This window comes from Desulfobacter sp., assembly GCA_028768525.1.
In the GTDB taxonomy this organism is placed as follows: Bacteria; Desulfobacterota; Desulfobacteria; order Desulfobacterales; family Desulfobacteraceae; genus Desulfobacter.
Map to the genome: position 1 here is coordinate 6,008,727 of CP054837.1, position 22,225 is coordinate 6,030,951.

Here is a 22,225-nt window from a genome sequence, read left to right on the forward strand (position 1 = left end):
GACTTAGAGCACCAATTATGAATGTCGGGAAGTAATGGAAAAAGACAGGGTATTTGCAGAAAAACAAACGACGGTCAGCCCCTTCCGCTTTAATGAGAAAGTGGCCCGGGTATTTGACGATATGCTGGTACGGTCGGTGCCGTTCTACGGCGAGGCCCTCAAGCAGCAGGCAAGGATGAGCTGCCGCTATTACCGGCCGGGGACGAGGATCTATGACCTGGGCTGCTCCCACGGCAATCTCGGGCTGCTGCTGCTTGAGGTTTTCGGGGATACGCCCTTTAAGATGACCGGGGTGGATAATTCACGGCCCATGGTCGACCGCTACAAACAGCGGCTGGCAGAATACGGCGGCTCTCCGTCCATCGACCTGGTCTGCTGCGGTATGGAGGATATCCGCATCAAGAACGCCTCGGTGGTGGTGGTAAACCTGACCCTGCAGTTTCTCAGCCCGGAAAAGCGGGATAAGATGATCCGGACCATCTACAGAGGGCTTTGTCCCGGAGGGATCCTGCTGATTACGGAAAAAACCATCCATCCTGATCCCGGGCTTTCGGAATTGGAACTGGATTTTTACTGCCAGTTTAAGCGGGAAAACGGCTACTCTGAGCTGGAAATCAGCCAGAAAAGGGACGCCCTGGAGAAGGTCCTGATCCCCGAAGCCGTGGCAGACCACGAACAGCGGATCACTGCGGCGGGATTTTCCTTGTTTAATGTCTGGCTCAAGTGGTTTAACTTCACCTCCATGCTGGCAATCAAATAGCATATATACACCCATAATTACTGATAGAGATCCATGGAAAAATTTTTAGCGCGGCACCGGGATCACCGGTTCGGCCGGTGGTACGACGCCCTTGAGGCAGTGGTCAGGGAAAAACGGGAATTTCTGGACAATGTCGGGGGAAATTTTCAAAAATTCAAAACCGTGGTGGATTCCCTGCCCGAGCTTGCCCCCGCTTCCATCGAACTGGCAGCCAAGGCGGTCAGGGCCGGGGAGGCAGATGAGCTTGATCCGGTGTTGCAAGAACGGCTGCTGGAAGGGTTAAAAGGGCTCTGCCCCTGGCGCAAGGGGCCCTTTGATTTTTTCGGTATTCACATTGACGCCGAATGGCAGTCCTGGATGAAATGGGAACGGCTGGCTCCCCATCTGCCGCAACTGGAGGGAAGGCGGATTCTGGATATCGGATCCTCCTGCGGATATTATATGTTCAGGATGGCGGCCCGGAACCCGGCCTTTGTGCTGGGCCTGGAACCCCAGAGTTCGTTTTATTACCAGTATCTGGCTGCCCAGAAATACCTGAACCAGGACAATGTGTTCTGCCTGCCCATTCCCTACCACCAGATGCCCCCTGTGGCCGAATACTTTGACCTGGTTTTATGCATGGGCATTCTCTACCACCGCAAGTCCCCGGTGGAAATGCTCAGGCAGATTCACGACAGCCTCCGAAAGGGAGGACAGATCGTGCTGGAGAATCTGGTGCTGGAAGGCCGTAACAACCTCTGCCTCTTTCCCCATGACCGGTATGCAAAGATGCGCAATGTCTTTTTTATCCCTGACCTGGCCGCCATGGAATCCTGGCTGGCCAGGGCGGGATTCAGCGACATCCGTTGCGTGGATGTCAGCCCTACAACGCTTGAAGAACAGCGTAAAACACCCTGGATCCAGACCGAATCCCTGGCGGATTTTATGGATCCAAATGATCCGTCCAAAACCGTGGAGGGCTATCCCGGTCCGGTGAGGGCCATTTTCATGGCCACTGCTTAACCCGTGGCGGTAGGTTGTGGATGATCAGAGGGCAACGGGACCGGTCTGGTGGGTGACGGCCCAGGTTTGACCGTTCTCCTTGTAAAAGACCACCCCGTCCAGATAGCCGATATCCCCGGCGCCTTCGTGGGGCAGGCCCAGCTTGAATTCCTTTATGGGAAAGATATTCCAGTCATGGGACACACAGACCGCCACCTCTCCGGCAGCTAGCTCCGACAGGCAGCCGGCCATGAAATCCGTTATGGCATCTGACGTATGTTCAGGATCCTCCATGATGGTTTTATCAATGGCCTTGTCAAACCAGTCCCTGATGAACGCTGTGGTGCCCGATGCCTCCATCCTTCCCAGTGCCTTTTCAATATCCTTGATATAAAAGGGCGTAAGCAGGTCGCAGGTTTGATTGTGGGGCAGGGTGCTGCCATTTACCATAGTATAGCCCTTGTCAATGAGGTATGCGGTTTCAATGCATCTGCCGAAATGGCTGGAATACAGCCTGGGCATCACCGTTGAGGGCAGGCCTTTGCCCAGCTCAAGGGCATAGGATTTGCCGGCTTCGGTCAGCCCCATGAAGGGCTCCATCCGAAAGTCTTTGTGGTAAAACCGGTCCGAGTGGCGGAGAATGACGGACATCCGGTCGATGCCCCGGTCCAGAAGGCCGGTGATGGTGTCAATGGTGTCCTGGGATTTGACTTCGTATTTTCTTTTCATTCAGGTCGTCCTAGTGGTTGATGGATTATTCTGCCGGCTTTCCAGCCGGTCCCCGGGGGTAAGGTGCCGGGATTTTTCATTGAACCGCATTCTTACTCTATGATATACGAGGTTGTCAACATATCGACTGCATTATAAAGATGAGGATTCAAACACCTATGACAAGACATATCAGTATCATCGGCGTACCAATGGACTTCGGGCAGATGCTCCGGGGAGTGGATATGGGGCCTGCTGCCCTGAGATATACAAAACTTGTTTCAAGACTTCGGGAGCTGGGCCATGAAGTCACCGATGAGGGGGATATTTCCATCCCAATGCGGGATTCGGACATGGATATGGCCCATGATAAATATGTGCAGGAGATCACCCAGATCTGTGAATCCATATATAAAACAGGCAAACGGGTAATGGACCAGGGCCGTTTTCCCCTGTTCCTGGGGGGGGACCACTCCATTGCCGTTGGCACCGTTGCCTCGGTGGCAGACCAGGACCTGGATAAAAATCCAATTGGACTGATCTGGGTGGATGCCCACGGGGATTTCAATACACCGGAAACTTCGCCTTCTGGCAATATCCACGGCATGCCCCTTGCCGCCCTGATCGGGGAGGGCCATGACCAGTTGGTCAATGTGGGGATGCCGGGTATGAAAATCCATCCGGATAATGTGGTCATGATCGGCCAGCGTGACCTGGACACCGCTGAAAAGGAGCGGATCAAAAAATCGGGCATCACCATCTTCACCATGCGGGATATCGACGAGCAGGGCATCTCTTCGGTGGCCTCCAAAACCATGATGAAGTTCGCCCACCTCAAGCGGTTCCACCTGACCCTGGACATGGACGCCCTGGACCCGGTGGAGGCACCGGGGGTCGGGACGCCGGTGCCGGGGGGGATCAGCTACAGGGAGGCCCACCTGCTCATGGAAATCCTGGCCGACTCCGGGAAACTGGGCTCCATGGACCTTGTGGAAACAAACCCCATCCTGGATGTGGGCAATAAAACCGCGGAACTGGCCGTGGAACTGGCCCTTTCTGCCCTGGGCAAAAGTATTCTATAGGCTGCCAGTTGACCCTCAAGGCCTATATCGAGGGCCTCAAATCCTATCGGGGGTTTGCAGGCGATATTGTCTGCCATAAATCCATGGATGCCCGGGACGGGGACTATGCCGGGGAACTGCCGCCCTTTAAAAATGATTTAGCCCCTCTGCTTTCCGCCCTGGGTATTTCAAAGCTGTATACCCACCAGTCCCGAGCCATTGGAAAAATATTGACGGGCCGCCATACGGTGATTGCCACCCCCACGGCGTCCGGAAAGAGCCTGGTGTACAACCTGCCGGTGCTGGACGCCCTGATTTCAGATCCCGGTGCCCATGCGCTCTATCTTTTCCCCCTCAAGGCCCTTGCAAGGGACCAGATGGATACGGTGCGGCAGATGATGGATCATATCCTGTCATGTCCTATTTCCGGTTCCGGTGATAACCGGCTGCCGGCCCCCCTGACCGCCGGGGTGTACGACGGGGATATCACCGCCTACCAGAAATCCAAGATCCGGAAAAATCCCCCCAACATCCTGCTGTCCAACCCGGAAATGCTCCACCTGGCCATGCTGGCCCATCACAGGCTGTGGGAAGACTATTTTTCAAACCTTAAATTCGTGGTGGTGGATGAGGTGCACACCTACAGGGGGGTGATGGGCTCCAACATGGCCTGGGTGTTCAGGCGGTTGCTGCGTATCTGCAGGTATTACGGCGCGGCGCCTGTATTTATCTTCTGTTCCGCCACCATTGCCAATCCCGCCCAGCTGGCCGCGGGGCTCACCGGCCTTGAGGTGGCGGTGGTGGACGGCCACGGGGCCCCGGCCGGGAAAAAAGATGTGGTGATGATGAGGGGGCTTGAGGGGGCGGCACAGACCGCCATCACCCTGATCCATGCCGCTGTTCACCGGAAGCTGAGGGTGATTGTCTACACCCAGTCCAGGAAGATCACCGAACTCATTGCCGTATGGGCGGCCCAGCGGGCTAAATCCTTTGCAGACAAGATTTCCGCCTACAGGGCCGGTTTCCTGCCCGAAGAACGCAGGGAAATCGAACGAAAACTGGCCTCAGGGGAACTGCTCTGTGTGGTCTCCACCTCGGCCCTGGAACTGGGCATTGACATCGGCAGCCTGGATCTGTGCATCCTGGTGGGGTATCCGGGCACCATCATGTCCACCTGGCAGCGGGCTGGCCGGGTGGGCCGGGACGGCAAGGATTCGGCCATGGTACTCATCGCCCATGAGGACGCCCTGGACCAGTATTTCATCAACCACCCCGATGTTTTTTTCTCCATGCCCCCGGAAACCGCGAGAATCAACCCGGAAAACCCCATGATTCTCCACCGCCACCTGGACTGCGCTGCGGCGGAACTCCGGCTGGAAACCTGCGAACCTTTTATGAAACTGCCGGCAGTGGAAAAAGGGGTGCAGGCCCTGTCCGGGAAAGGTAAGCTCTTCCAGAGCCGGGACGGTAAGATCTGGGTTTCCCCCCGAAAAGCCCCCCACCGTGAGGTGAGTCTCAGGGGAGCGGGCCGCACCATCCCCATATTCAAGGAGGAGACCAAGGAAAGCCTGGGGGAAATCGACTGGCACCGCTCCTATTTTGAGACCCATGAAGGGGCGGTATACCTGCACCGGGGCACCACCTATGTGGTCTCCCATTTTGATCATGTCAAGGGCCTGGTCCGTGCCCGCCAGGAACAGGTGACCTATTACACCCGGGCCCGATCCTCCAAATCAACTGAAATTCTCTCTGTGCAGGATACCCGGCAGGTGGGGGGCGCCCGGCTGGGATTCGGGACTCTCAAGATCCGGGAACAGGTCACCGGCTATGAAATGAAACGGGTATCCACGGGCAAGTCCTTGGGCATCGTTCCCCTGGACCTGCCGGAGCTGACCTACGAAACCCAGGGGCTGTGGATTGAAATTCCGGACTGGGTCCGGGAGGAAATTGAAGCCGGCCACCTTCATTTCATGGGCGGCATCCATGCCCTGGAACACGCCGCCATCGGCATCATGCCCCTGCTGGTCATGACCGACCGAAATGACCTTGGGGGGATCTCCATCCCCTTTCACCCCCAGGTGGGACGGGCGGTGGTGTTTATTTATGACGGGGCGCCCGGGGGGATCGGTTTGTCCCGCCAGGCCTTTGACAACGGCGGCGCCCTCATGGACCGGACCCTGGAAGCCATATCCGGCTGTCCCTGCGACACCGGGTGTCCGGCCTGCGTCCATTCGCCCAAATGCGGCTCCGGCAACCGGCCCATTGACAAGGGGGCGGCAAAAGTGCTCCTTGAACTGATCCGGCAGGAAAATGGAGGCCGGAATGAACCTGCCCCCATCAGGGTGCCAGAGAAAAAACTCGCTGCACCGGCCCCGCCGCCCGCTGTCAAGCATCCCCCTTCGCGGTTCGGCGTCCTGGACATAGAAACCCGGCGGTCTGCGGCCCAGGTGGGCGGGTGGCACCGTGCAGACCGAATGGGGGTATCCTGTGCCGTTCTTTATGATTCAGAACCCGATGAATTCACGGTCTATCACCAGGACAATATCCCGGAACTGGTTTCCCATTTAAAAGAACTGGATCTTGTGGTAGGGTTTAACATTATCCGATTTGACTACAAGGTGCTTTCCGGTCTTTCCCCGTTCAATTTCACCCAACTGCCGACCCTGGACATGCTGATGAAAGTCCATGAACGCTTAGGTTACCGGCTTTCACTGGACCAGCTCGCCCGGCAGACCCTTGGCACGGAAAAAAGCGCCGACGGGCTCAAGGCCCTGGAATGGTGGCAGCAGGGACGGATGGATCTCATTGTCCAATACTGCACCCAGGATGTCAGGGTCACACGGGATCTTTATCTTTTCGGGTTGGAACACGGCTATCTTGTTTTTAAAAACAAAGCCGGTTTTCAGGTCAGGCTGCCGTTAAATTTGGGGGCATAATCCTCTGTCCCGGCCTGAACTGAAAGGCGTCAGGCGCTTCCGTCCATAAATTTTTAAAATTCCGTCCTAAACATTGAAAATCAGTTGCTATGCTGCTATTAACTCTGGCGGGGTAAATAAATGTTAAAATTTTGTCAAGAGACGGAACAACACCAAGGAGACAGCAGAGGTTAAAATGAAACTAAGGCGGTGTATGAGTATGCTGGCCGTTGCAGGGGCCTTGTTATTATGGCACCAGGCAGCCATTGGTCAGGACAAGGCATATGTCGGGGCGAAAGCCTGCGAGGCCTGTCACCAGGAAGAGTATGACAGCTTTATGGCCAATTCCAAAAAGGCCCATTCCTTTAACAATATCAAAAAGATGGAAAAGAAACTTACCCCGGACGAGTACAGGGAATGTTTCCAATGCCATACCACAGGCTATGGACAGGAAGGGGGATTTGTGTCAGAAGCCCGTACGCCTGACCTGAAGAACCCGGGATGCGAGGTCTGCCACGGCCCGGGCTCCCTCCATGCGGAATCCGAAGATCCTGAAGATATTGTAAGGAAAATGGCAATGGAAGATTGTATGACCTGCCATAATCAGGAACGGATAAATGATTTTGATTTCAGACCCCTGCTGTACAGCGGCGGCCATTAATCAGCGGAGGTAATATGCTAAAGAATCTGTTTCGCCTGATCAACAGAAAGTTATGGATAAAAGTACTCATTCCGGTGAGCATCAGCGTGGTTCTGGTGATGGCCGGCTCTCTCTGGTTCAGTATCAAAGCCCAGGACCGGTTCGGCCGGCACCAGTTGAATCTGAAGAATAAAAGCCTGGCCATGGCCGTGGAAGGGGGGATGTTCGACGCCCTGGCCGTTGGAGAGAATGATACGGTCCGTGCCCAGTTCCGGCGGCTCAACGAGAAAGTCAAGGGACTGAAGGTGTATGTTTACGATTTTAACGGAGTTGTCTCCTTTTCCACGGATACCGGTGCCGTTGGCAAAAATATGGATGCCTATGTAAATGCCGCTATCCTTGAGGACATCACCGGTATGATCTCCTCGGGCAAGGACTCTGAAGCCTCTTTTCAAACACGGACGGCCGGGACGGATTACATCGTCAAAAGCAGCCCGATCTTGAACGAGAGAAAATGCTACCACTGCCACGGCAGCAACCGGGCCGTTCTGGGCGGCATTTCGGTGCTCTCATCAATGACCGACATGCAGCAGGCCATTGCCAAGGGACGGAATACCACCATCCTGATTTCCCTGACCGGGCTTATTCTGATCATCATGCTGGTATGGCTTTTCTTTTATTTTATTGTGAACAAAAAAGTGGGCCGGGTCCTGGCCTCAGCAGCCCGGCTGAGGGAAAAGGATTTCACCCACGAAGATTCCGTGCCCCAGGGCGATGAGATCAACCACATCCTGAACCGCATCAATGAGGTCACCCGGGAATTGCGCGGGGTGATCCGCCATATCGTGGACAGTTCCCTGCACCTGGCGGGATCCTCCAATGAGATGCGCCAGATTGCCGATACACTGGACTCATCAAGCACCGGTGCCTCTGAAAGAGCGATGCAGGTGTCTGCGGCCGCCGAGGAAATGAGTGTTAACAACAAGGCCATGGCCAGCGCCATGGAAGAGGCGGCCGGCACAATGAATGCCCTGGCTTCGGCCGTGGATGAAATGAGTGCAACCGTTGGCGAAATTTCAAAGAACGCCGCCGATTCCAAGGCAGTGACAGATGAGATGGTGGCAGGGTTTGATGCCGTTATGACGGCGGTGACGGACCTGGGCAACCGGGCCGAAGATGTGGACCAGGTAACCAATGAGATCCGGTCCATTTCCGAGCAGGTTTCCCTGCTGGCCCTCAATGCCAAAATCGAAGCGGCCCGGGCCGGGGAGGCGGGCAAGGGATTTGCCGTGGTGGCCCAGGAAATTACCGAACTGGCGTCGGATTCCAGCCGGTCCACCCTGGAGGCGGATGAGAAACTGGCCGCCATCAAGCAGATGGTTCAGGATATGATCGCCAAGGTGTCGGCCATTTCAGGGAAAATCAACGACAGCGACCAGGCCATATCCGGCATTGCCGCCTCAGTGGAAGAGCAGAATGTCACCACCCATGAAATTGCAAAGAGTATCAATGATATCAACCAGCAGATTTCAGATATGAACCACCGGGTCACCCAGGGCGCGGAAGCTGCGGCGGATATCGCCAGGGATATCACCGAAGTTGAAACGGCATCCACCCGGGTGAAGGAGGAGAGCCTGAGCCTGAACAAGGGGGCTGGGGACCTGGCAAAGATGGCCGAATCCTTTAAGCGCCTGATGGGTCAGTTTAAAATTTAGAACGGCTTTAATAATCAGGCTGTGTTTTTGAGCACCAGACCGGCCAGTGCATCCAGCACTGTGCCGGCCTTTTCACGTATGACCAGGTGGGCCTGGCCGTCAAGGGGAGTGGCCGACAGGTTGATGATGGCCAGATAGGCGCCTGCACTCCTGGCATATTCGGGCATGGAGGCGGCCGGCTGTACCTGGAGGGTGGAGCCTATGGCGATAAATACCTTGCTTTGGGAGGACAGCCGGGCCGCTTCCCTTGTCTGTGCCTCCGGCATGGCCTGACCGAATGAGACGGTGTCCGGTTTCAGATACCCGCCGCAGGTGCATTCCGGCGCCAGGTCTCCTTTCTGGATCCGTGCCATGGCCTCATCCCAGGTGGAAAGTTTACGGCAGGACATGCACCTGATCCTTCGAGAATTTCCGTGGAGTTCTATTATTTTTTCTTCCGGGATGCCCGATGCCTGGTGGAGGCCGTCGATATTCTGGGTGATCAGGGTTGTTAGGTAACCGGCCTTTGCAAGGGCGGCCAGGGCTCGGTGCCCCTTGTTGGGTGAGGCGTTGGCCAGGCCTTTTTCCATTTCAAGGCGCTGGCGCCAGTATTCGATCCTGGCTGTTTCCGAGGACATGAATTCATCAAAATAAACCGGCCGGAATTTGTCCCAGAGCCCGCCCTGGCTCCTGTAATCGGGGATCCCGCTTTCCGTTGAAATACCGGCTCCGGTGAATGCTGTAACCGCACCGCAGCCCCTGATACGCTCGGCAACTGCGTTGACCTGGGACAGCACACTGCCCCTTATGTTTTGTGTTTTTCCCATGGCACCACCTTTGAAATTATTTTCTTCAGTGTTTTACCATAAATTCGTTCATACAATGTCAGGATTTCGCTGATATTGAACAACCGCCCCAGCCCGCCGAGGATCGCCAGAAAGGCCAGGCCCGTGGCCGTGCAGATGCAAAGATTTGAAATAAGCCCGCCTGTGGGGACAATCCGGGTGATACCGGCGTAAACCGCTTCCAGTGCAGCGCCGCTAGCCAAACTGAGCAGCACGCAAACCAGAAAGAATCTGTAAACATCGGTTTTGCCCTTATTGCCGGTCCGCCGGCTCCAGGCCTCAAAAAGAAGCCCTGTGGTCAGGGCCACCGACAGGGACAGGCCGGCTGCCACCCCTTTTGCCCCCATCATTTTCATGCCGGCCCAGATCAGGGGCAGCCCCCCAAGGACGCAGGCCGTTGAAAACAATGCCGGAAACAAGGTGTTCTGGGAGGCAAAGTAGCCCCGGGAGACAATGGTCTGGGCGGCAAAGGCAACGGCGCCTGCCATGAACCAGGGCAGAATTCCGGCCGTGGCCGCCAACGCCTGGGCATCAAAGGCGCCCCGCTGGTAAAGGATGGCCACCACCTCTGTTCTCAGCACCATAAAAAGCACGGAAAAAGGCATGACCAGAATAATAAACTTCAGGGTCTGGTTGATGAGACCGTTAAGCTGGCTGAATTCTTCCCTGGCGGCCAGTTTCGCCATGAAAGGGTAGGAGGCGGTGCCCACGGCCTGACCGAAAAAACCCACCAGGATGAACATGATCCGCAGGGCGTAGTTCAAGGCTGATATGCTGCCCTCGTCCAGAAAGGAACCGAAGAATTTCATGAGTATTTCTGTTGAGAACGTCATGGTCAGCCCCAGCATCAGGGGGAGGGTGAGCAGGATATACTTTTTAAAATCCGGGTGGCGGATATTCCAGGCAAAGAAATAGGTGAGCCCGCATTTTTTCGCCCCGACAAGCTGAAGCAGAAAACTGCCGGCAAAGGCACCGGCCAGCACCCCCCAGGCAAAGCCTTCCATGCCCAGATACCGGTTGAGCAGGAGGCCGCCGGTGATGATGCCGGTGTTGTAGATCAACGGGGCCAGGGCCGGGATGAAGAATTTCTCCCTTGCAAATTGCACGGCCATGAACAGGCCGCCGCTGAAGAAAAAGAACTGGGCCGGAATGATGATCCGGGTCATACGCACGGCCATGTCAAAGGTGGGGCCTGACGGCAGCCCCGGGGCCAGCAAACGGATCAGTTCCGGGGCAAAATATATGGAAATACATATGAACCCAAGCAGGGCAAGTCCGAATCCATTGAAGACAATGGAAAAGACTTCGAACCCCTCATTTTCTTTTTTCTGGGCAAGATACCGGGTAAAGATGGGAATAAAGGTAATGGACAAAAAGCCCGATGCCACCACGTGGTTGAGTATTTCCGGGATGACAAAGGAAACCTGGTAGGCGTCCACCCCGGCGCCGGCCCCCCCGGCCCAGGCAATGGCCGCCTCACGGGCAAGGCCGATGATCCGGCTTGCAAATACCGAGGCCATCATGATAAATGAGGCAAAACCGATTTTTTTCAGAGTCTGGGAAGCTGCCATAGTTTGTATCCGGTGATTGAATTATCACATCACCGGGTGAATTAAAAGTGGCTGGGCTGGAAAAAGTTTGACTCGGGAAAGAAATCGCGGATATAGTGGAACCGGTCAACTGCCGGCAGAGCGTCGGTTGTCGGCCGGTGAATTTTTTACCTGAGTCGTTATAATGAGTTAAGGATATCACCATGTTTTCCAAACTTGGTATTTTAATGCTTGCCGCCGGGTTTCTGGCTTGGCTGTTCGGTGCCATTTCAAAATTTATGGCCGTTGATAATGTGTTCGTGGATATGACCCTGTCCACCCTCTCTGAAGACATGTCCGCGTCCGTTGTTGATGCCTTTTCATCTGCAGCGGTCCAGGATCTGCTTTACACTGTTTTTTACGAAATTCATCTAGGCGGGCTTTTTTGCGGCCTGGGTGTGATCTGTATCTTTATTTCCATGTTTGCCAAGGAGCATTAAACCGCCCATGGCACACCCCATCGCTGTTCAAGATGATCTGCCGGGGGTGGCTGGCCTCTTTGCTCCGGCCTGCGCGGTCCTTGCTTTTACGGCCCTGCCGGATGCTGCATGGTCCTGTGCGGGGGTGCTGTGCCTGGTGCTGGGGGCCATGGTTTCAGGCCTGGCGTTTCTCCGGAACCGCCCAAGGATTGCCGGGATCTCCGGCCTGCTGGGCTGGGCCGTATACATGGGGGTGGCCATTCTGGGGGGGAAACCGCTTCCCCTGGCGGCACCGGGCCAGACCCTGATTTTTTTTACCCTGTGGCTGCCCGGCATGGCTGCATTGGTTCAGCTGGAGAAACATTCCGCCGGCAGCCGGGATGCCCTGGCCAGGGCCCGGGAGGCAGAAAATGAGATGGCGGACCTGGCCCGGCGGCAGGAGGAAGAACTCAACCGTGTCAATAAGAGCCTGTTTCTGGAAATCCGGGCCCATATTGAGGCTGAAGGCCGGCTGCGGGAAAGTGAGGAAAAATACCGGTATCTTGTCAATTCCCTGCCTGAAGGTATTTTTATCCTCCAGGACCGGAAAATCGTTTTCCACAATCCCGGGCTTGAAGCATTGACCGGGCTGGGTGCAGAAGAGCTTAAGACCATGGATCCGGCGCCCCTTATGCCCGGGCAGGGGCGGGCCCCGGACCGGCAGCCGACCCTGGACCGCCCTGACGGTTCAACCATTATCATAGAAAACCAGTGGGTGGATATCCGGTTCAAGGACCGGCCGGCCAGGCTGTATACGGTGAGGGATATCACCGAGCGGGTCATGGCGGAGAAGGAAAAGGACCGGCTTGAAACGGAGCTTGAAAAAGCCAAAAAAATGGAGGCCATAGGGCTGATGGCCGCCGGTGTGGCCCACGACCTGAACAATGTCCTGGCCGGTGTGGTCTCCACGCCGGACCTGCTGCTCATGGAATTGCCCGATGACAGCGGGCTGAGGGAGACAGTACTTACCATCAAGGATTCGGGCAAACGGGCATCCGTGATTGTCGACGAACTGCTGACCCTGGGAAAGGGGACCGTCGGAGTCAGGGAGCCGGTGCGGCTCAATGAGGTGGTGGATGATTACCTGGCCTCGCCGGAGTTTGATAAGAGCAGGGAATTTCATCCCGGTGTCCGGGTGGATTGCCGACTGGATCCGGAACTGCCAGGCATGACAGGGTCGGGACTTCACATGCGCAAGGTGGTGATGAACCTTGTTTCCAATGCCATGGAAGCCATCCGGGGCAGCGGGCAGATTTCCCTGACCACCGGCCGTGTCCGGTTTATGGAAAAACAGCTCAAGGGATATGAGACCGCCCTCAACGGGGAATACATCCATCTTTGCATTGCAGATACCGGGCCCGGTATTGCAGCGGAAGACCTGGAACGGATATTCGAGCCCTTTTATACCAAAAAAATTCTGGGGCGGTCGGGCACCGGCCTGGGGCTTTCCATTGTCTGGAATATCGTCCACGACCATAAAGGGTATATACAGGTCAAAAGCAGTGAGGCCGGCACCATCTTTGATATCTATTTACCGGCGGGTTCGATCTTGCAAGACGAAGGCAAACCGGATAAAATATATACCCTCAGCGACTATACCGGCAACGATGAAAAAATTCTAGTGGTGGATGACGAAGAGAACCAACTTAAGATTACCTCCAATATGCTGCGGCGCATGGGATACCAGGTGGCCACGGTGCCGTCCGGGGAGGCCGCCGTGGAATACGCCGGTGCCAACCCCGTGGACCTGGTCATTCTGGACATGATCATGGCGCCGGGCATTGACGGACTGGAGACGTTCAACCGCCTTCGTGGGGTTCGCCCGGGCATCCGGGCCGTGCTGGTCAGCGGGTATTCAAAAACCGGTGACGTGGATGCGGCCCAGGCATCCGGGGCAGGGGCCTTCCTGAAAAAGCCCTTTTCCCTTCAGACCCTTGGGCTGGCAGTAAAACATGAATTGGAAAGGCAGGAATAATGACTCAGGACCCGAGGTTGCCGGGTATTACCCGGCGTGATTTTATAAAAACGTCAACATTGGCCTCCCTGGCCGGACTGCTGCCGGGGGTGTTGTCCGGGTGCGCCGTTGATCCGGTGACGGGCAGAAAGCAGCTCATGCTCATGTCCCGGGAGCAGGAGATCGCCATCGACCGGCAGCAGGCGCCTTTTCAGTTTTCTTCCGACTACGGGGTGACCCAGGACAGGGCCCTGAACGATTATGTCTCCGAGGTGGGCCGCAGGCTTCTGCCCGGGGTTCACCGGCCGGACATGGCCTATAATTTTCAATGTGTCAACGCCGTCTATATCAATGCCTATGCCTTTCCCGGCGGCTCCATTGCCGCCACCCGGGGGATCTTGCTGGAACTTGAAAATGAGGCGGAACTGGCTTCGCTTCTGGGCCATGAACTGGGCCATGTCAATGCCAGGCACTCTGCGGAACAGGCATCCAAGGGCACCCTTTCAGGGCTGCTCATCGGCGGATTGTCCGTGCTGGCATCGGGCCAGGGGGCGGGCCTGGGGGATCTGACCCAGAAACTTGGGGCATTGGGCCAGGGCCTGTTTCTATCCAAGTACAGCAGGGACAACGAGCGGGAAGCCGACGCCCTGGGCCATGAATACATGGCCCGGGCCAAGTACAATTCCAGGGGATTTGTGGGGTTGATGAATATGCTCAACAGCCTGAACAAGGGGAAAAATAACTCTTCCCAGATGCTGTTTGCCACCCATCCCATGAGTTCGGAACGGCTCCAGACCGCCGTCAACAGGGACCGCAGTACCTATACCTATACCCGGGACTATTCATTGTTCCGAGACCGGTACATGGACAGGACGGCAGGGTTAAGGCAGAAGAAAACAGCCATCAAGCTTATGCAGGACGGGGAAAAATTCCTGTCCCAGGAAAAATACGACCAGGCCGAAACCGCCTTCAGGTCCGCTTTGAAAAAAGCGGACAGGGATTATACAGCCCACCTGCTCATGGCCAAATGCATGCTGATCCGTAAACGGTCGGACCAGGCGCTTTCCCATGCCGACAAGGCCAAACAGCTTTACCCGGGCGAGTCCCAAGGATACTATATATCCGGACTGGCGGCCATGGCCGGGAAAAAATTCAACCGGGCCTATCAGTCTTTCAGCGGATGTGACCGCATCCTGCCCGGCAATCCCCAGGTGACCTTTTACATGGGGTACTGCCTGGACAAAGATAACCGGAAAGATCCGGCAGCCCGGCAATACATGGCCTATCTGAAGAAAATCAACTATGCCTCCAATAAGTACAGCCAATACGCCTATAAACGGCTGAAAGCGTGGGGGTATGCAGAATGAGCCCATTGAACCGGCCATGGCCGGCATCCGGGAAGACTGCCTCCGCCTGATCCAGGAGACCCGTGTGATGACCCTGTCCACCCGGGCCGCCACCTGCCGGACTGGAGAGGAGACAGAAGACGCCAGCGGCTCAGGGGTATGGGCTGCTCCCGTTTATTTTATTTTCAGACAGGGCGGTTTTTATTTTTTTTCCAGCCCCGCCTCCCGCCATATCCATGAAGGGGTAGGGTATCCGGCTGCGGCGTCCCTGTTTCAGGATGCCGAGGATCCAGCCAGGCTCAGGGGGCTTCAGATGTCGGGAGGTATTCGACCCTGTACTGCGGGAAAAGAAGCCGGAGCCGCTGCCCTGGCCTATGTGGGCAGGTTCGGCATCCCGGCGGGGCCGGGCAACCTTCTGCGCTTTTTTAAAACCCAGTTCCATTCGGACCTCTATAAATTCATCCCGGAAACGGCGTATTTTATGGACAACCAAAGGGGAATAGGCAATAGAGCCAAAATCCTATTATGAAATTTACATCCCTGAAATCTACCATCGATTTTTTGAAACAGGAGGGGGAGCTTGCGGTCATTGACCAAGAGGTGGATCCCTTCCTTGAAATGGCCGAAATCACCCGACAGGTCCATGGGGCCCGGGGACCGGCCCTGTTGTTCACAAAGGTAAGGAATGCCGGTTTTCCAGCGTTGTCCAACCTCTTCGGGACCTGGGAGCGGACCGTGAAAATTTTTGCCCCCCAGCTGGACCAGGTCAGGGCGCTGGTGGATCTCCGCTGTGATCCACTGGAATTTATCCGCCGGCCGGCCAAGGGGTTCCGGGCGGCCAAAGCCCTGGCCCATGCACTGCCGGTGAAGACCGGGCGGTGCCGCCTTAGCAAAACCACCCGCATCGGCCGGCTCCCGTTGATCCAGTGCTGGCCTGAGGACGGGGGGGCCTTTGTGCTGCTTCCCCAGGTGTTTTCCATGGATCCGGCCGCTGACTCTGTGATGAAATCAAATCTGGGGATGTACCGGATCCAATTGTCCGGAAATTCCTATGAACCAGATAAGGAAGTGGGGCTTCACTACCAGATCCACCGGGGAATCGGGTTGCACCATAAAACAGCGCTTGAGATGGGCTGCCCTTTAAAGGTCTCCATTTTCATGGGCGGGCCGCCCGCCCATACCCTGGCCGCGGTCATGCCCCTGCCCGAGGCGGTGCCGGAGATAGCCTTTGCAGGTGCCCTGGCCGGCCGTAACTTCCGGTATTCAAAGGACAGCAGGGGATTTATCCTGTCCAATGATGCGGACTTTGTGATCACCGGCTGGCTCTATCCCGGGGACCTGAAACCGGAAGGCCCCTTTGGGGACCACCTGGGGTATTATTCACTGACCCACGATTTTCCCTACCTGAAGGTGGATCGTGTCTACCACCGAAAAGGCGCTGTTTTTCCCTTTACCGTCGTGGGGAGGCCGCCCCAGGAGGATTCCAATTTCGGCCGGCTGATTCACCAAATCACCCGCACCGCCATCACCGATACCCTGCCCGGGGTTACGGCGGTAAACGCAGTGGATGACGCCGGCGTTCACCCCCTGCTCCTGGCCAAGGCCCGGGAAAGGTATCTTCCCTACGAAACACGTGAACCCCGGGAACTGCTCACCCACGCCTCGGCCATACTGGGCACAGGGCAGCTTTCCCTTGCCAAGTACCTGTGCATCTGTGCCCATGAAGACAACCCTGCTCTGGACATTAATGATGAACAGGCTTTTTTCGTCCATATGCTGGAACGGATGGATTTTTCCAGGGATCTGCACTTCATCACCCGCACCACCATGGATACCCTGGATTATTCGGGTTCCGGACTGAACCGGGGGTCCAAGGTGGTATGGGCGGCGGCCGGACCCAAACGCCGGAGCCTTTCCACGGCATTGCCCCCCGGGTTTTCACTGCCCGGCGGATTTTCGGATATACAATGTGCCGGGCCGGGAATGGCCGTGGTACAGGGGCCTGGATTTGACGCCTATGATACTGCCCTGGCGCAGCTTACCCCCCTGATCCGGCACCTTGAGACCCAGCCCGGCCTGGAAACGCTGCCCCTCTTCGTTGTGGTGGACGATGCCGAGTTTGCGGCCCGGACATTTGCCAATTTTCTCTGGGTTACTTTTTTAAGGTCAAACCCTTCCCATGACATTTACGGCTGCAAAGAAACCACGGCATTCAAACACTGGGGGTGCAAAGGCCCCCTGGTGATTGACGCCCGCATCAAACCCTTCCATGCCCGGCCCCTGGAACCGGACAAGGACGTGGCCGCCCGGGTCAGGAATATGGGCCGGGCAGGGGGGCCGTTGGCCGGAATCATTTAATCTTTATAAGGGGTGTTTAAACCTGATATGGAGCTGTGATGAAAAAGTATATGACCATAAAAAATGCAGTATTGGCCGTTGCTGGTATTGTTCTGGTGTATTCCCTTCTGGGATTTTTAGCACTCCCCTTTGCCGGGAAAAAAATAATTACGAACCGTCTTCAGGTCCTTCCGGGCGTCATCGGCGGGGTAGGCAAACTCAGGTTCAATCCCTTTACCCTTGAGGCCGGATTAGAGGCGTTGGAAATCAACGATAGTGCTGGAAATCCGGTGTTCAGGCTCAAAGGGCTTCACGTGAATCTTTCGTCCGTTTCCCTGTTCAAACTGGCGCCTGTGATCACCCGACTGGACCTGGATACCCCCGAGGTGTTTTTGGTGCTGAACAGGGAGAACCGGCTGAATATTGACGCCCTTTTTGCCGGAGCCGGCAGCAAGCCCCATGACGGGAAAGACGAAAAGGCGTCGGACCCGGGCGAGAGTACCGGAAACAAGGTGTTTCCCTTCCGTCTTTCCAACGCCGCCATCCACGACGGGCGTTTCTCTTTTTCAGATGAAATTCGGAATAAGGAACAGGTGGTGGACGGAATCAATCTGGCCCTTCCCCTGCTGACCTCACTGGAGGGGGAGCGGGAGACCCAGGCCGAACCGGTTATCCGTCTGGGAATCAACGGTGCCCCGGTTGAGATCCGGCTGGCCAGCCTTCCCTTTAACCCGGCACTGGATACAAAGATCGTATTGAGTGCAACCGGGATTGATCTCACGGCAGCCGTGCCTTATTTAAATCTGCCCAAGACATTGGAGATCCTTTCCCCCGGCAAACTCGATCTTGCCCTCACCGGCAGTTACCGGCTGGATCCGGCCCGTAAAGGCCGGCCGCATATTCTGGGCGCGGATCTCAGGATCGCCCTGCGGAAACTGGATATACGGACAAAAGAAAACGACACTGGGGGAACCTCCCCTTTGTTTTCATGCCCGGAATTCATTGTTCAGGCAGCATCCAAAGATATTCTGGCCGGAACAGCCGTCATCGACAAACTGGAATTCAATACTCCCAGGCTTAATCTGGAAAGGGACGGGGAGGGCCGTCTCACCCTTATGAACCTGTTTCCGGTTCCTGGAGGGGAAGAGGCGCCGCCCGTTCCCGCAGATCAGGACAGCGCAGCCCCTTCCCAGCCTAGGCCGTTTCATATTACCCTGGTCCGGGGCGGCGTGAACAACGGCGAGATTAATTTCAATGATGATTCTGTCAGTCCGGTTTTTAAAACCGCTTTGTCCCGGCTGAACATCCATTTTAAAAAAATGGAAATCGGGCCCAAGGGGGTTATTTCCGGAGACTATGACGCCGGTTTTGCCACAGAGGAAAATGAACAGGTCTCCATCCAGGGCGCGCTGGCCACCACCCCGGCCCTTTCGGTGAAAGGCCGTCTTGACCTTAAGGAGATCCTGCCTGAAAAATACAGGCCCTATTACGCCCCTTACGGAGGAAAAGGGCTGACCCTCGGCAAAATAAAAGGCGGGGCAGGGTTCAACCTGTTTATTGACGGCAACACACCTGTATTTTCGGTGGACGACGGCGGGATAAATTTAAGTGATATCCGTATCCAGGGTGAAACCGATACCGCCCCTGTCGTGGACATCAAGGCCGTTGACTGTTCAGGCATATCTATCGGATCAGAGCACCGCCGTATCCGGATTGAAACCATAATTGCGGATTCAGGAAGACTGGACCTGGTGCGGAATAGGGCCGGTGACATTAATCTGGTTCAGCGTATCAGCGAAATGGTCCCGGTGCCGGTCAAGGGAGAAGAGGGCGTCGGGGGGGCTGATGCCGGAAACGAAACCAAAGCGGATAGTGAAGGGCAGCCTGCAAGCCCCTGGGAAATATCCATAGGACGGTTTAATCTTGAAAACTACGGGCTGGTTTTTTCCGATCATTCCCCTGGCGACCCTGTCCGTTTAGAGGCGGATGAGATCGGGATTACGGCAGAGGAACTGACCACAATCCAGGATAAAAAGGGAAAAATCCATGGTTCCCTGACCCTGCAGAAACAGGGCCGGTTCAGCCTGGACGGGGAACTTGCCCTGTCCCCCCCTGCGGCTGTCATGGATTTGAATCTTGAAAAAATTGCCATAGACCCCTTCCAGCCCTATTTTGCAGATAAACTGAATATCGCAGTGGCCAAGGGGAGTGTGGGGGCCAAAGGACGGCTGTGGTTGTCGCTGCCCCAAACCGGCGGCCCGGATATCCGGTTCAAGGGAGAAGGGGGATTAATTGATTTCATTTCCCAAACTAAAAACGACGGCAACGATTTTTTCAGATGCAAATCATTGTACCTTTCTGGAATGGATATGGATCTCTCTCCCATGGCGGTGAATATTAAAAAAATAGCCCTCACCGATTTTTACCAGAAAACGGTGATTTCAGAATCCGGGACACTGAATCTGGGAACCATTGTCAAATCATCCGCCCAGACGCAGCCTCCTGGAGCCTCCTCAACGGGTGAAAACGGGAAAAAATATTTTGAAAATACGGCTGCCTCCCCCATCATCAATATCGACGCGGTCACCCTGCAGGGGGGGCATATCAATTTCACCGACCAGCACACCCCGCCGGGATTTACAGCCAATATGACAGAAGTGGGGGGCAGTGTTACCGGGCTGTCCTCGCTGCCGGACAGAAAGCCTGCCCAACTGCTGCTCAAAGGCACCCACGGCCGCCAGGCCCCCCTTGATATTTCCGGGATGATTGATCCCCTGAAGAAAGAACCTTATGCCGATCTGGCCATTTCCTTTAAAAATATCGAATTGCCGCAATTCAATGCCTATACCAAAAAATACCTGGGATATCCCATTGAAAAAGGCAAATTGATTCTGGACCTTAAGTACAATATTAAGGGGGACCGGCTCAAATCAAGCAACCATATCTTTTTTGACCAGCTCACCTTGGGCAAAAGCGTTGACTCGCCCGATGCCATTTCCCTGCCACTTGAACTGGCGATTTCTTTGTTGAAAAACTCAAAGAACGAAATCAAGCTGGATGTGCCCATCCAGGGGAACCTCAGCGATCCGAAATTCAGCTACGGGGATGTGGTGGCCACCACATTGAAGAACCTGATTCTCGGGGTGGTCACCGCCCCCTTTAAATTCCTGGGCTCCCTGGTGGGGCTTGGGGATGACCAGGACCTGGGCCATGTCGCCTTTGCACCGGGCAGCGATACGCTGGATCCGGAGGAACTCGGGAAGATCGGCCAGCTTACCGGTATCCTGGCTGAAAAGGACAGACTGAAACTTGAAATCCAGGGGAAATACAGCCTTGAAAAGGACGGGGACCGTCTCAGGGAAATTAAATACCGCAGCCTCCTTGAGGCAACCCAGGCCGAGGCCGGTGTCGCAGCGGAGAAGGAAATTGACCAGCTGACTGCCGAGGAGCGGCTTGAACTAGTGGATGCCGCCTATGCCCGGGCGCAGTTTCCCAAGCCCAGGGATGAATCCGGAAAGGAAAAAGAGCTTTCACCCGGGGAAAAACAAAAATTGCTCATCACCGCCATCTCCGTTGGGGAAAATGAATTAAAGGAACTGGCTACCCGAAGAAGTGAATTGGTGCGGGACCACATGGTCCAGGGGGGAATCGACCCCTTGCGGATATTCATCAAGGAGCCGGGTCCGGCGGCAGAGGAAGAATCTCAGGAAGAGGCGGTGAAGACGCTGTTTGAATTAAAATAGGCCAACTATCGGTTCTTACTTGATTTCCCGCCATAATCTGGTAAGGTGCAGCTCTTTAACCATAGACGGGAAATCAACTAGATGCTCAAACGATTGAAGTTCCTTATTTATACCCGGCCCTTTATTTTCTTTGCCTACTATTTGATCCGGTGCTACGCGTCGACCTTTAGGCTCCGGATCGAGAATGAAGGCCATTGGCAGTCTCTGGTCAAGGCAGGACAGCCGGTGATCCTCGTAACCTGGCACCAGCAGTTTTTTTCGGCCATCCGTCATTTTAAAACCTATGCCGGGTTCAACCCGGGCCTGATGATTTCCAGAAGCCGGGACGGCGATCTGATCTCCGGCGTGGCCAACCGCACCGGATGGCATACCCCGAGGGGATCCTCCTCAAGGGGGGGAAAGGAAGCCATGGGCACAATGATTGATCATGTCAAAACCTATGGATTCGGCGCCCATATCCTGGACGGTCCCACCGGCCCCATCGGGAAGGTCAAGCCGGGGGTCATAAAAATGGCCCTGGACACCCGGGCGTTCCTGGTGCCATTTTATACCGAAGCCGACCGGGCCTGGTTTTTTAATTCCTGGGACCGGTTCATGGTGCCCAAGCCCTTTGCCCGGGTTACTCTTAGGTTTGATGCACCCATTCGATTCGACCAAGAAACAGATCTTGATTTTGAACAATTGCGCCGGGATCTTGAGGCAAAGATGCTGCCGGGGCTCCACCTTTAAATCTGTGAATTGTGATTGACAGGGGCGGGGAATTCTGACCAATATAGATTCATAACCGCATCATATCCTCTTAACCCACAAAGGAGGCCGTATGAAGACCCTGCCGGAGAAAGCTGTTTTTTTTCACTTCAGGTTTAAATTCCTTGCTATCACCTCCATCGCATTTCTGCTGTACATCATTCTAACCGGGGCATCTGAGTTTGAACAATTCGCCTCAAGCCCCCAGTTCAGACTGCTGGGGCCTTTTTTTCTCCTTGCCGGGTTTTCGTTTCTGATTTTCAGAAGGGTGCCCATCAAATGTCCCCATTGCTTCAAGCTGGTTTCCACCCGTAAAGACTGGACCTGCTGCGAGTGCGGTAAATCCCAGGGGAAGGAACGGTATCTTGTGGACAAATGTGTACACTGCGGGCAGATGCAGTCTGTCAGCACCTGTGACCATTGCCGAAAGCCTTTCAGGCTTTAGGA

At 55.5% G+C, this 22,225-nt stretch carries 17 protein-coding genes; 14 read left to right on the forward strand and 3 right to left on the reverse strand.

Annotated features, from left to right (window positions below; translation table 11 throughout):
• Window positions 1-34: 34 nt before the first annotated feature.
• Together cmoA and cmoB are read left to right on the forward strand one after the other, a co-directional pair.
• Window positions 35-760 carry a carboxy-S-adenosyl-L-methionine synthase CmoA gene (gene cmoA, locus HUN04_26530; GenBank protein WDP93079.1) on the forward strand — a complete coding sequence of 242 codons (726 nt, stop codon included), beginning with the start codon at window positions 35-37 and terminating at the stop codon, window positions 758-760.
• A gap of 33 nt (window positions 761-793) precedes the next feature.
• Window positions 794-1,762, forward strand: a complete 969-nt coding sequence (gene cmoB, locus HUN04_26535; protein WDP93080.1) for a tRNA 5-methoxyuridine(34)/uridine 5-oxyacetic acid(34) synthase CmoB — start codon at window positions 794-796, stop codon at window positions 1,760-1,762.
• A 24-nt stretch (window positions 1,763-1,786) separates the two neighbouring features.
• On the opposite strand, the gene HUN04_26540 is transcribed toward cmoB, so the two are convergent.
• The gene (locus HUN04_26540; protein WDP93081.1) at window positions 1,787-2,470 is read right to left on the reverse strand and encodes a histidine phosphatase family protein; all 684 of its coding nucleotides are present in this window, start codon (window positions 2,468-2,470) and stop codon (window positions 1,787-1,789) included.
• Between the two features lie 158 nt (window positions 2,471-2,628).
• On the opposite strand from HUN04_26540, the gene rocF reads away from it, so the two are divergent.
• From rocF to HUN04_26560, 4 genes are all read left to right on the forward strand, one after another.
• On the forward strand, window positions 2,629-3,531 hold the full coding sequence (gene rocF / locus HUN04_26545; protein WDP93082.1) for an arginase: 903 nt from the start codon (window positions 2,629-2,631) through the stop codon (window positions 3,529-3,531).
• Between the two features lie 8 nt (window positions 3,532-3,539).
• Window positions 3,540-6,446 (forward strand): DEAD/DEAH box helicase, encoded by a 2,907-nt coding sequence (locus tag HUN04_26550; protein ID WDP93083.1) that lies wholly within the window; start codon window positions 3,540-3,542, stop codon window positions 6,444-6,446.
• 193 nt (window positions 6,447-6,639) lie between these two features.
• On the forward strand, window positions 6,640-7,086 hold the full coding sequence (locus HUN04_26555) for a cytochrome C (protein ID WDP93419.1): 447 nt from the start codon (window positions 6,640-6,642) through the stop codon (window positions 7,084-7,086).
• Window positions 7,087-7,100: 14 nt separating this feature from the next.
• Window positions 7,101-8,780, forward strand: coding sequence for a methyl-accepting chemotaxis protein (locus HUN04_26560; GenBank protein WDP93084.1), 1,680 nt, complete (start codon window positions 7,101-7,103; stop codon window positions 8,778-8,780).
• Between the two features lie 14 nt (window positions 8,781-8,794).
• On the opposite strand, the gene HUN04_26565 is transcribed toward HUN04_26560, so the two are convergent.
• Together HUN04_26565 and murJ are read right to left on the reverse strand one after the other, a co-directional pair.
• On the reverse strand, window positions 8,795-9,586 hold the full coding sequence (locus HUN04_26565) for a sigma factor regulator FecR (GenBank protein ID WDP93085.1): 792 nt from the start codon (window positions 9,584-9,586) through the stop codon (window positions 8,795-8,797).
• Window positions 9,565-11,175, reverse strand: coding sequence for a murein biosynthesis integral membrane protein MurJ (gene murJ, locus HUN04_26570; GenBank protein ID WDP93086.1), 1,611 nt, complete (start codon window positions 11,173-11,175; stop codon window positions 9,565-9,567). The genes HUN04_26565 and murJ overlap by 22 nt, the downstream gene beginning before the upstream one ends.
• A 182-nt stretch (window positions 11,176-11,357) precedes the next feature.
• Between murJ and HUN04_26575 the strand changes: the two genes are divergently transcribed.
• The 8 genes from HUN04_26575 (at window position 11,358) to HUN04_26610 (ending at window position 22,223) form a co-directional block, all read left to right on the forward strand.
• Entirely contained in the window at window positions 11,358-11,633 is a 276-nt protein-coding gene (locus tag HUN04_26575) for a hypothetical protein (GenBank protein WDP93087.1), read from the forward strand.
• 7 nt (window positions 11,634-11,640) lie between these two features.
• On the forward strand, window positions 11,641-13,626 hold the full coding sequence (locus HUN04_26580) for a response regulator (GenBank protein WDP93088.1): 1,986 nt from the start codon (window positions 11,641-11,643) through the stop codon (window positions 13,624-13,626).
• Window positions 13,626-14,972, forward strand: a complete 1,347-nt coding sequence (locus HUN04_26585) for a M48 family metalloprotease (protein WDP93089.1) — start codon at window positions 13,626-13,628, stop codon at window positions 14,970-14,972. Before HUN04_26580 ends, HUN04_26585 begins: the two co-directional genes overlap by 1 nt.
• The gene (locus tag HUN04_26590) at window positions 14,962-15,480 is read left to right on the forward strand and encodes a pyridoxamine 5'-phosphate oxidase family protein (protein ID WDP93090.1); all 519 of its coding nucleotides are present in this window, start codon (window positions 14,962-14,964) and stop codon (window positions 15,478-15,480) included. Before HUN04_26585 ends, HUN04_26590 begins: the two co-directional genes overlap by 11 nt.
• Window positions 15,477-17,309 (forward strand): UbiD family decarboxylase, encoded by a 1,833-nt coding sequence (locus tag HUN04_26595; protein ID WDP93091.1) that lies wholly within the window; start codon window positions 15,477-15,479, stop codon window positions 17,307-17,309. Before HUN04_26590 ends, HUN04_26595 begins: the two co-directional genes overlap by 4 nt.
• 38 nt (window positions 17,310-17,347) lie before the next feature.
• Window positions 17,348-21,031 (forward strand): DUF748 domain-containing protein, encoded by a 3,684-nt coding sequence (locus HUN04_26600; GenBank protein ID WDP93092.1) that lies wholly within the window; start codon window positions 17,348-17,350, stop codon window positions 21,029-21,031.
• An 81-nt stretch (window positions 21,032-21,112) separates the two neighbouring features.
• Window positions 21,113-21,760, forward strand: a complete 648-nt coding sequence (locus tag HUN04_26605; GenBank protein WDP93093.1) for a lysophospholipid acyltransferase family protein — start codon at window positions 21,113-21,115, stop codon at window positions 21,758-21,760.
• Window positions 21,761-21,851: 91 nt separating this feature from the next.
• On the forward strand, window positions 21,852-22,223 hold the full coding sequence (locus HUN04_26610; protein ID WDP93094.1) for a hypothetical protein: 372 nt from the start codon (window positions 21,852-21,854) through the stop codon (window positions 22,221-22,223).
• Window positions 22,224-22,225: the final 2 nt, after the last annotated feature.

What these genes read in the sequence shown, in the direction of transcription:
- cmoA (WDP93079.1), top strand. Translation starts at nt 35, where the DNA reads ATGGAAAAAGACAGGGTATTTGCAGAAAAACAAACGACGGTCAGCCCC.
- cmoB (WDP93080.1), top strand. Translation starts at nt 794, where the DNA reads ATGGAAAAATTTTTAGCGCGGCACCGGGATCACCGGTTCGGCCGGTGG.
- HUN04_26540 (WDP93081.1), bottom strand. Translation starts at nt 2,470, where the DNA reads ATGAAAAGAAAATACGAAGTCAAATCCCAGGACACCATTGACACCATC.
- rocF (WDP93082.1), top strand. Translation starts at nt 2,629, where the DNA reads ATGACAAGACATATCAGTATCATCGGCGTACCAATGGACTTCGGGCAG.
- HUN04_26555 (WDP93419.1), top strand. Translation starts at nt 6,640, where the DNA reads ATGAGTATGCTGGCCGTTGCAGGGGCCTTGTTATTATGGCACCAGGCA.
- HUN04_26560 (WDP93084.1), top strand. Translation starts at nt 7,101, where the DNA reads ATGCTAAAGAATCTGTTTCGCCTGATCAACAGAAAGTTATGGATAAAA.
- HUN04_26565 (WDP93085.1), bottom strand. Translation starts at nt 9,586, where the DNA reads ATGGGAAAAACACAAAACATAAGGGGCAGTGTGCTGTCCCAGGTCAAC.
- murJ (WDP93086.1), bottom strand. Translation starts at nt 11,175, where the DNA reads ATGGCAGCTTCCCAGACTCTGAAAAAAATCGGTTTTGCCTCATTTATC.
- HUN04_26575 (WDP93087.1), top strand. Translation starts at nt 11,358, where the DNA reads ATGTTTTCCAAACTTGGTATTTTAATGCTTGCCGCCGGGTTTCTGGCT.
- HUN04_26580 (WDP93088.1), top strand. Translation starts at nt 11,641, where the DNA reads ATGGCACACCCCATCGCTGTTCAAGATGATCTGCCGGGGGTGGCTGGC.
- HUN04_26585 (WDP93089.1), top strand. Translation starts at nt 13,626, where the DNA reads ATGACTCAGGACCCGAGGTTGCCGGGTATTACCCGGCGTGATTTTATA.
- HUN04_26590 (WDP93090.1), top strand. Translation starts at nt 14,962, where the DNA reads ATGCAGAATGAGCCCATTGAACCGGCCATGGCCGGCATCCGGGAAGAC.
- HUN04_26595 (WDP93091.1), top strand. Translation starts at nt 15,477, where the DNA reads ATGAAATTTACATCCCTGAAATCTACCATCGATTTTTTGAAACAGGAG.
- HUN04_26600 (WDP93092.1), top strand. Translation starts at nt 17,348, where the DNA reads ATGAAAAAGTATATGACCATAAAAAATGCAGTATTGGCCGTTGCTGGT.
- HUN04_26605 (WDP93093.1), top strand. Translation starts at nt 21,113, where the DNA reads ATGCTCAAACGATTGAAGTTCCTTATTTATACCCGGCCCTTTATTTTC.
- HUN04_26610 (WDP93094.1), top strand. Translation starts at nt 21,852, where the DNA reads ATGAAGACCCTGCCGGAGAAAGCTGTTTTTTTTCACTTCAGGTTTAAA.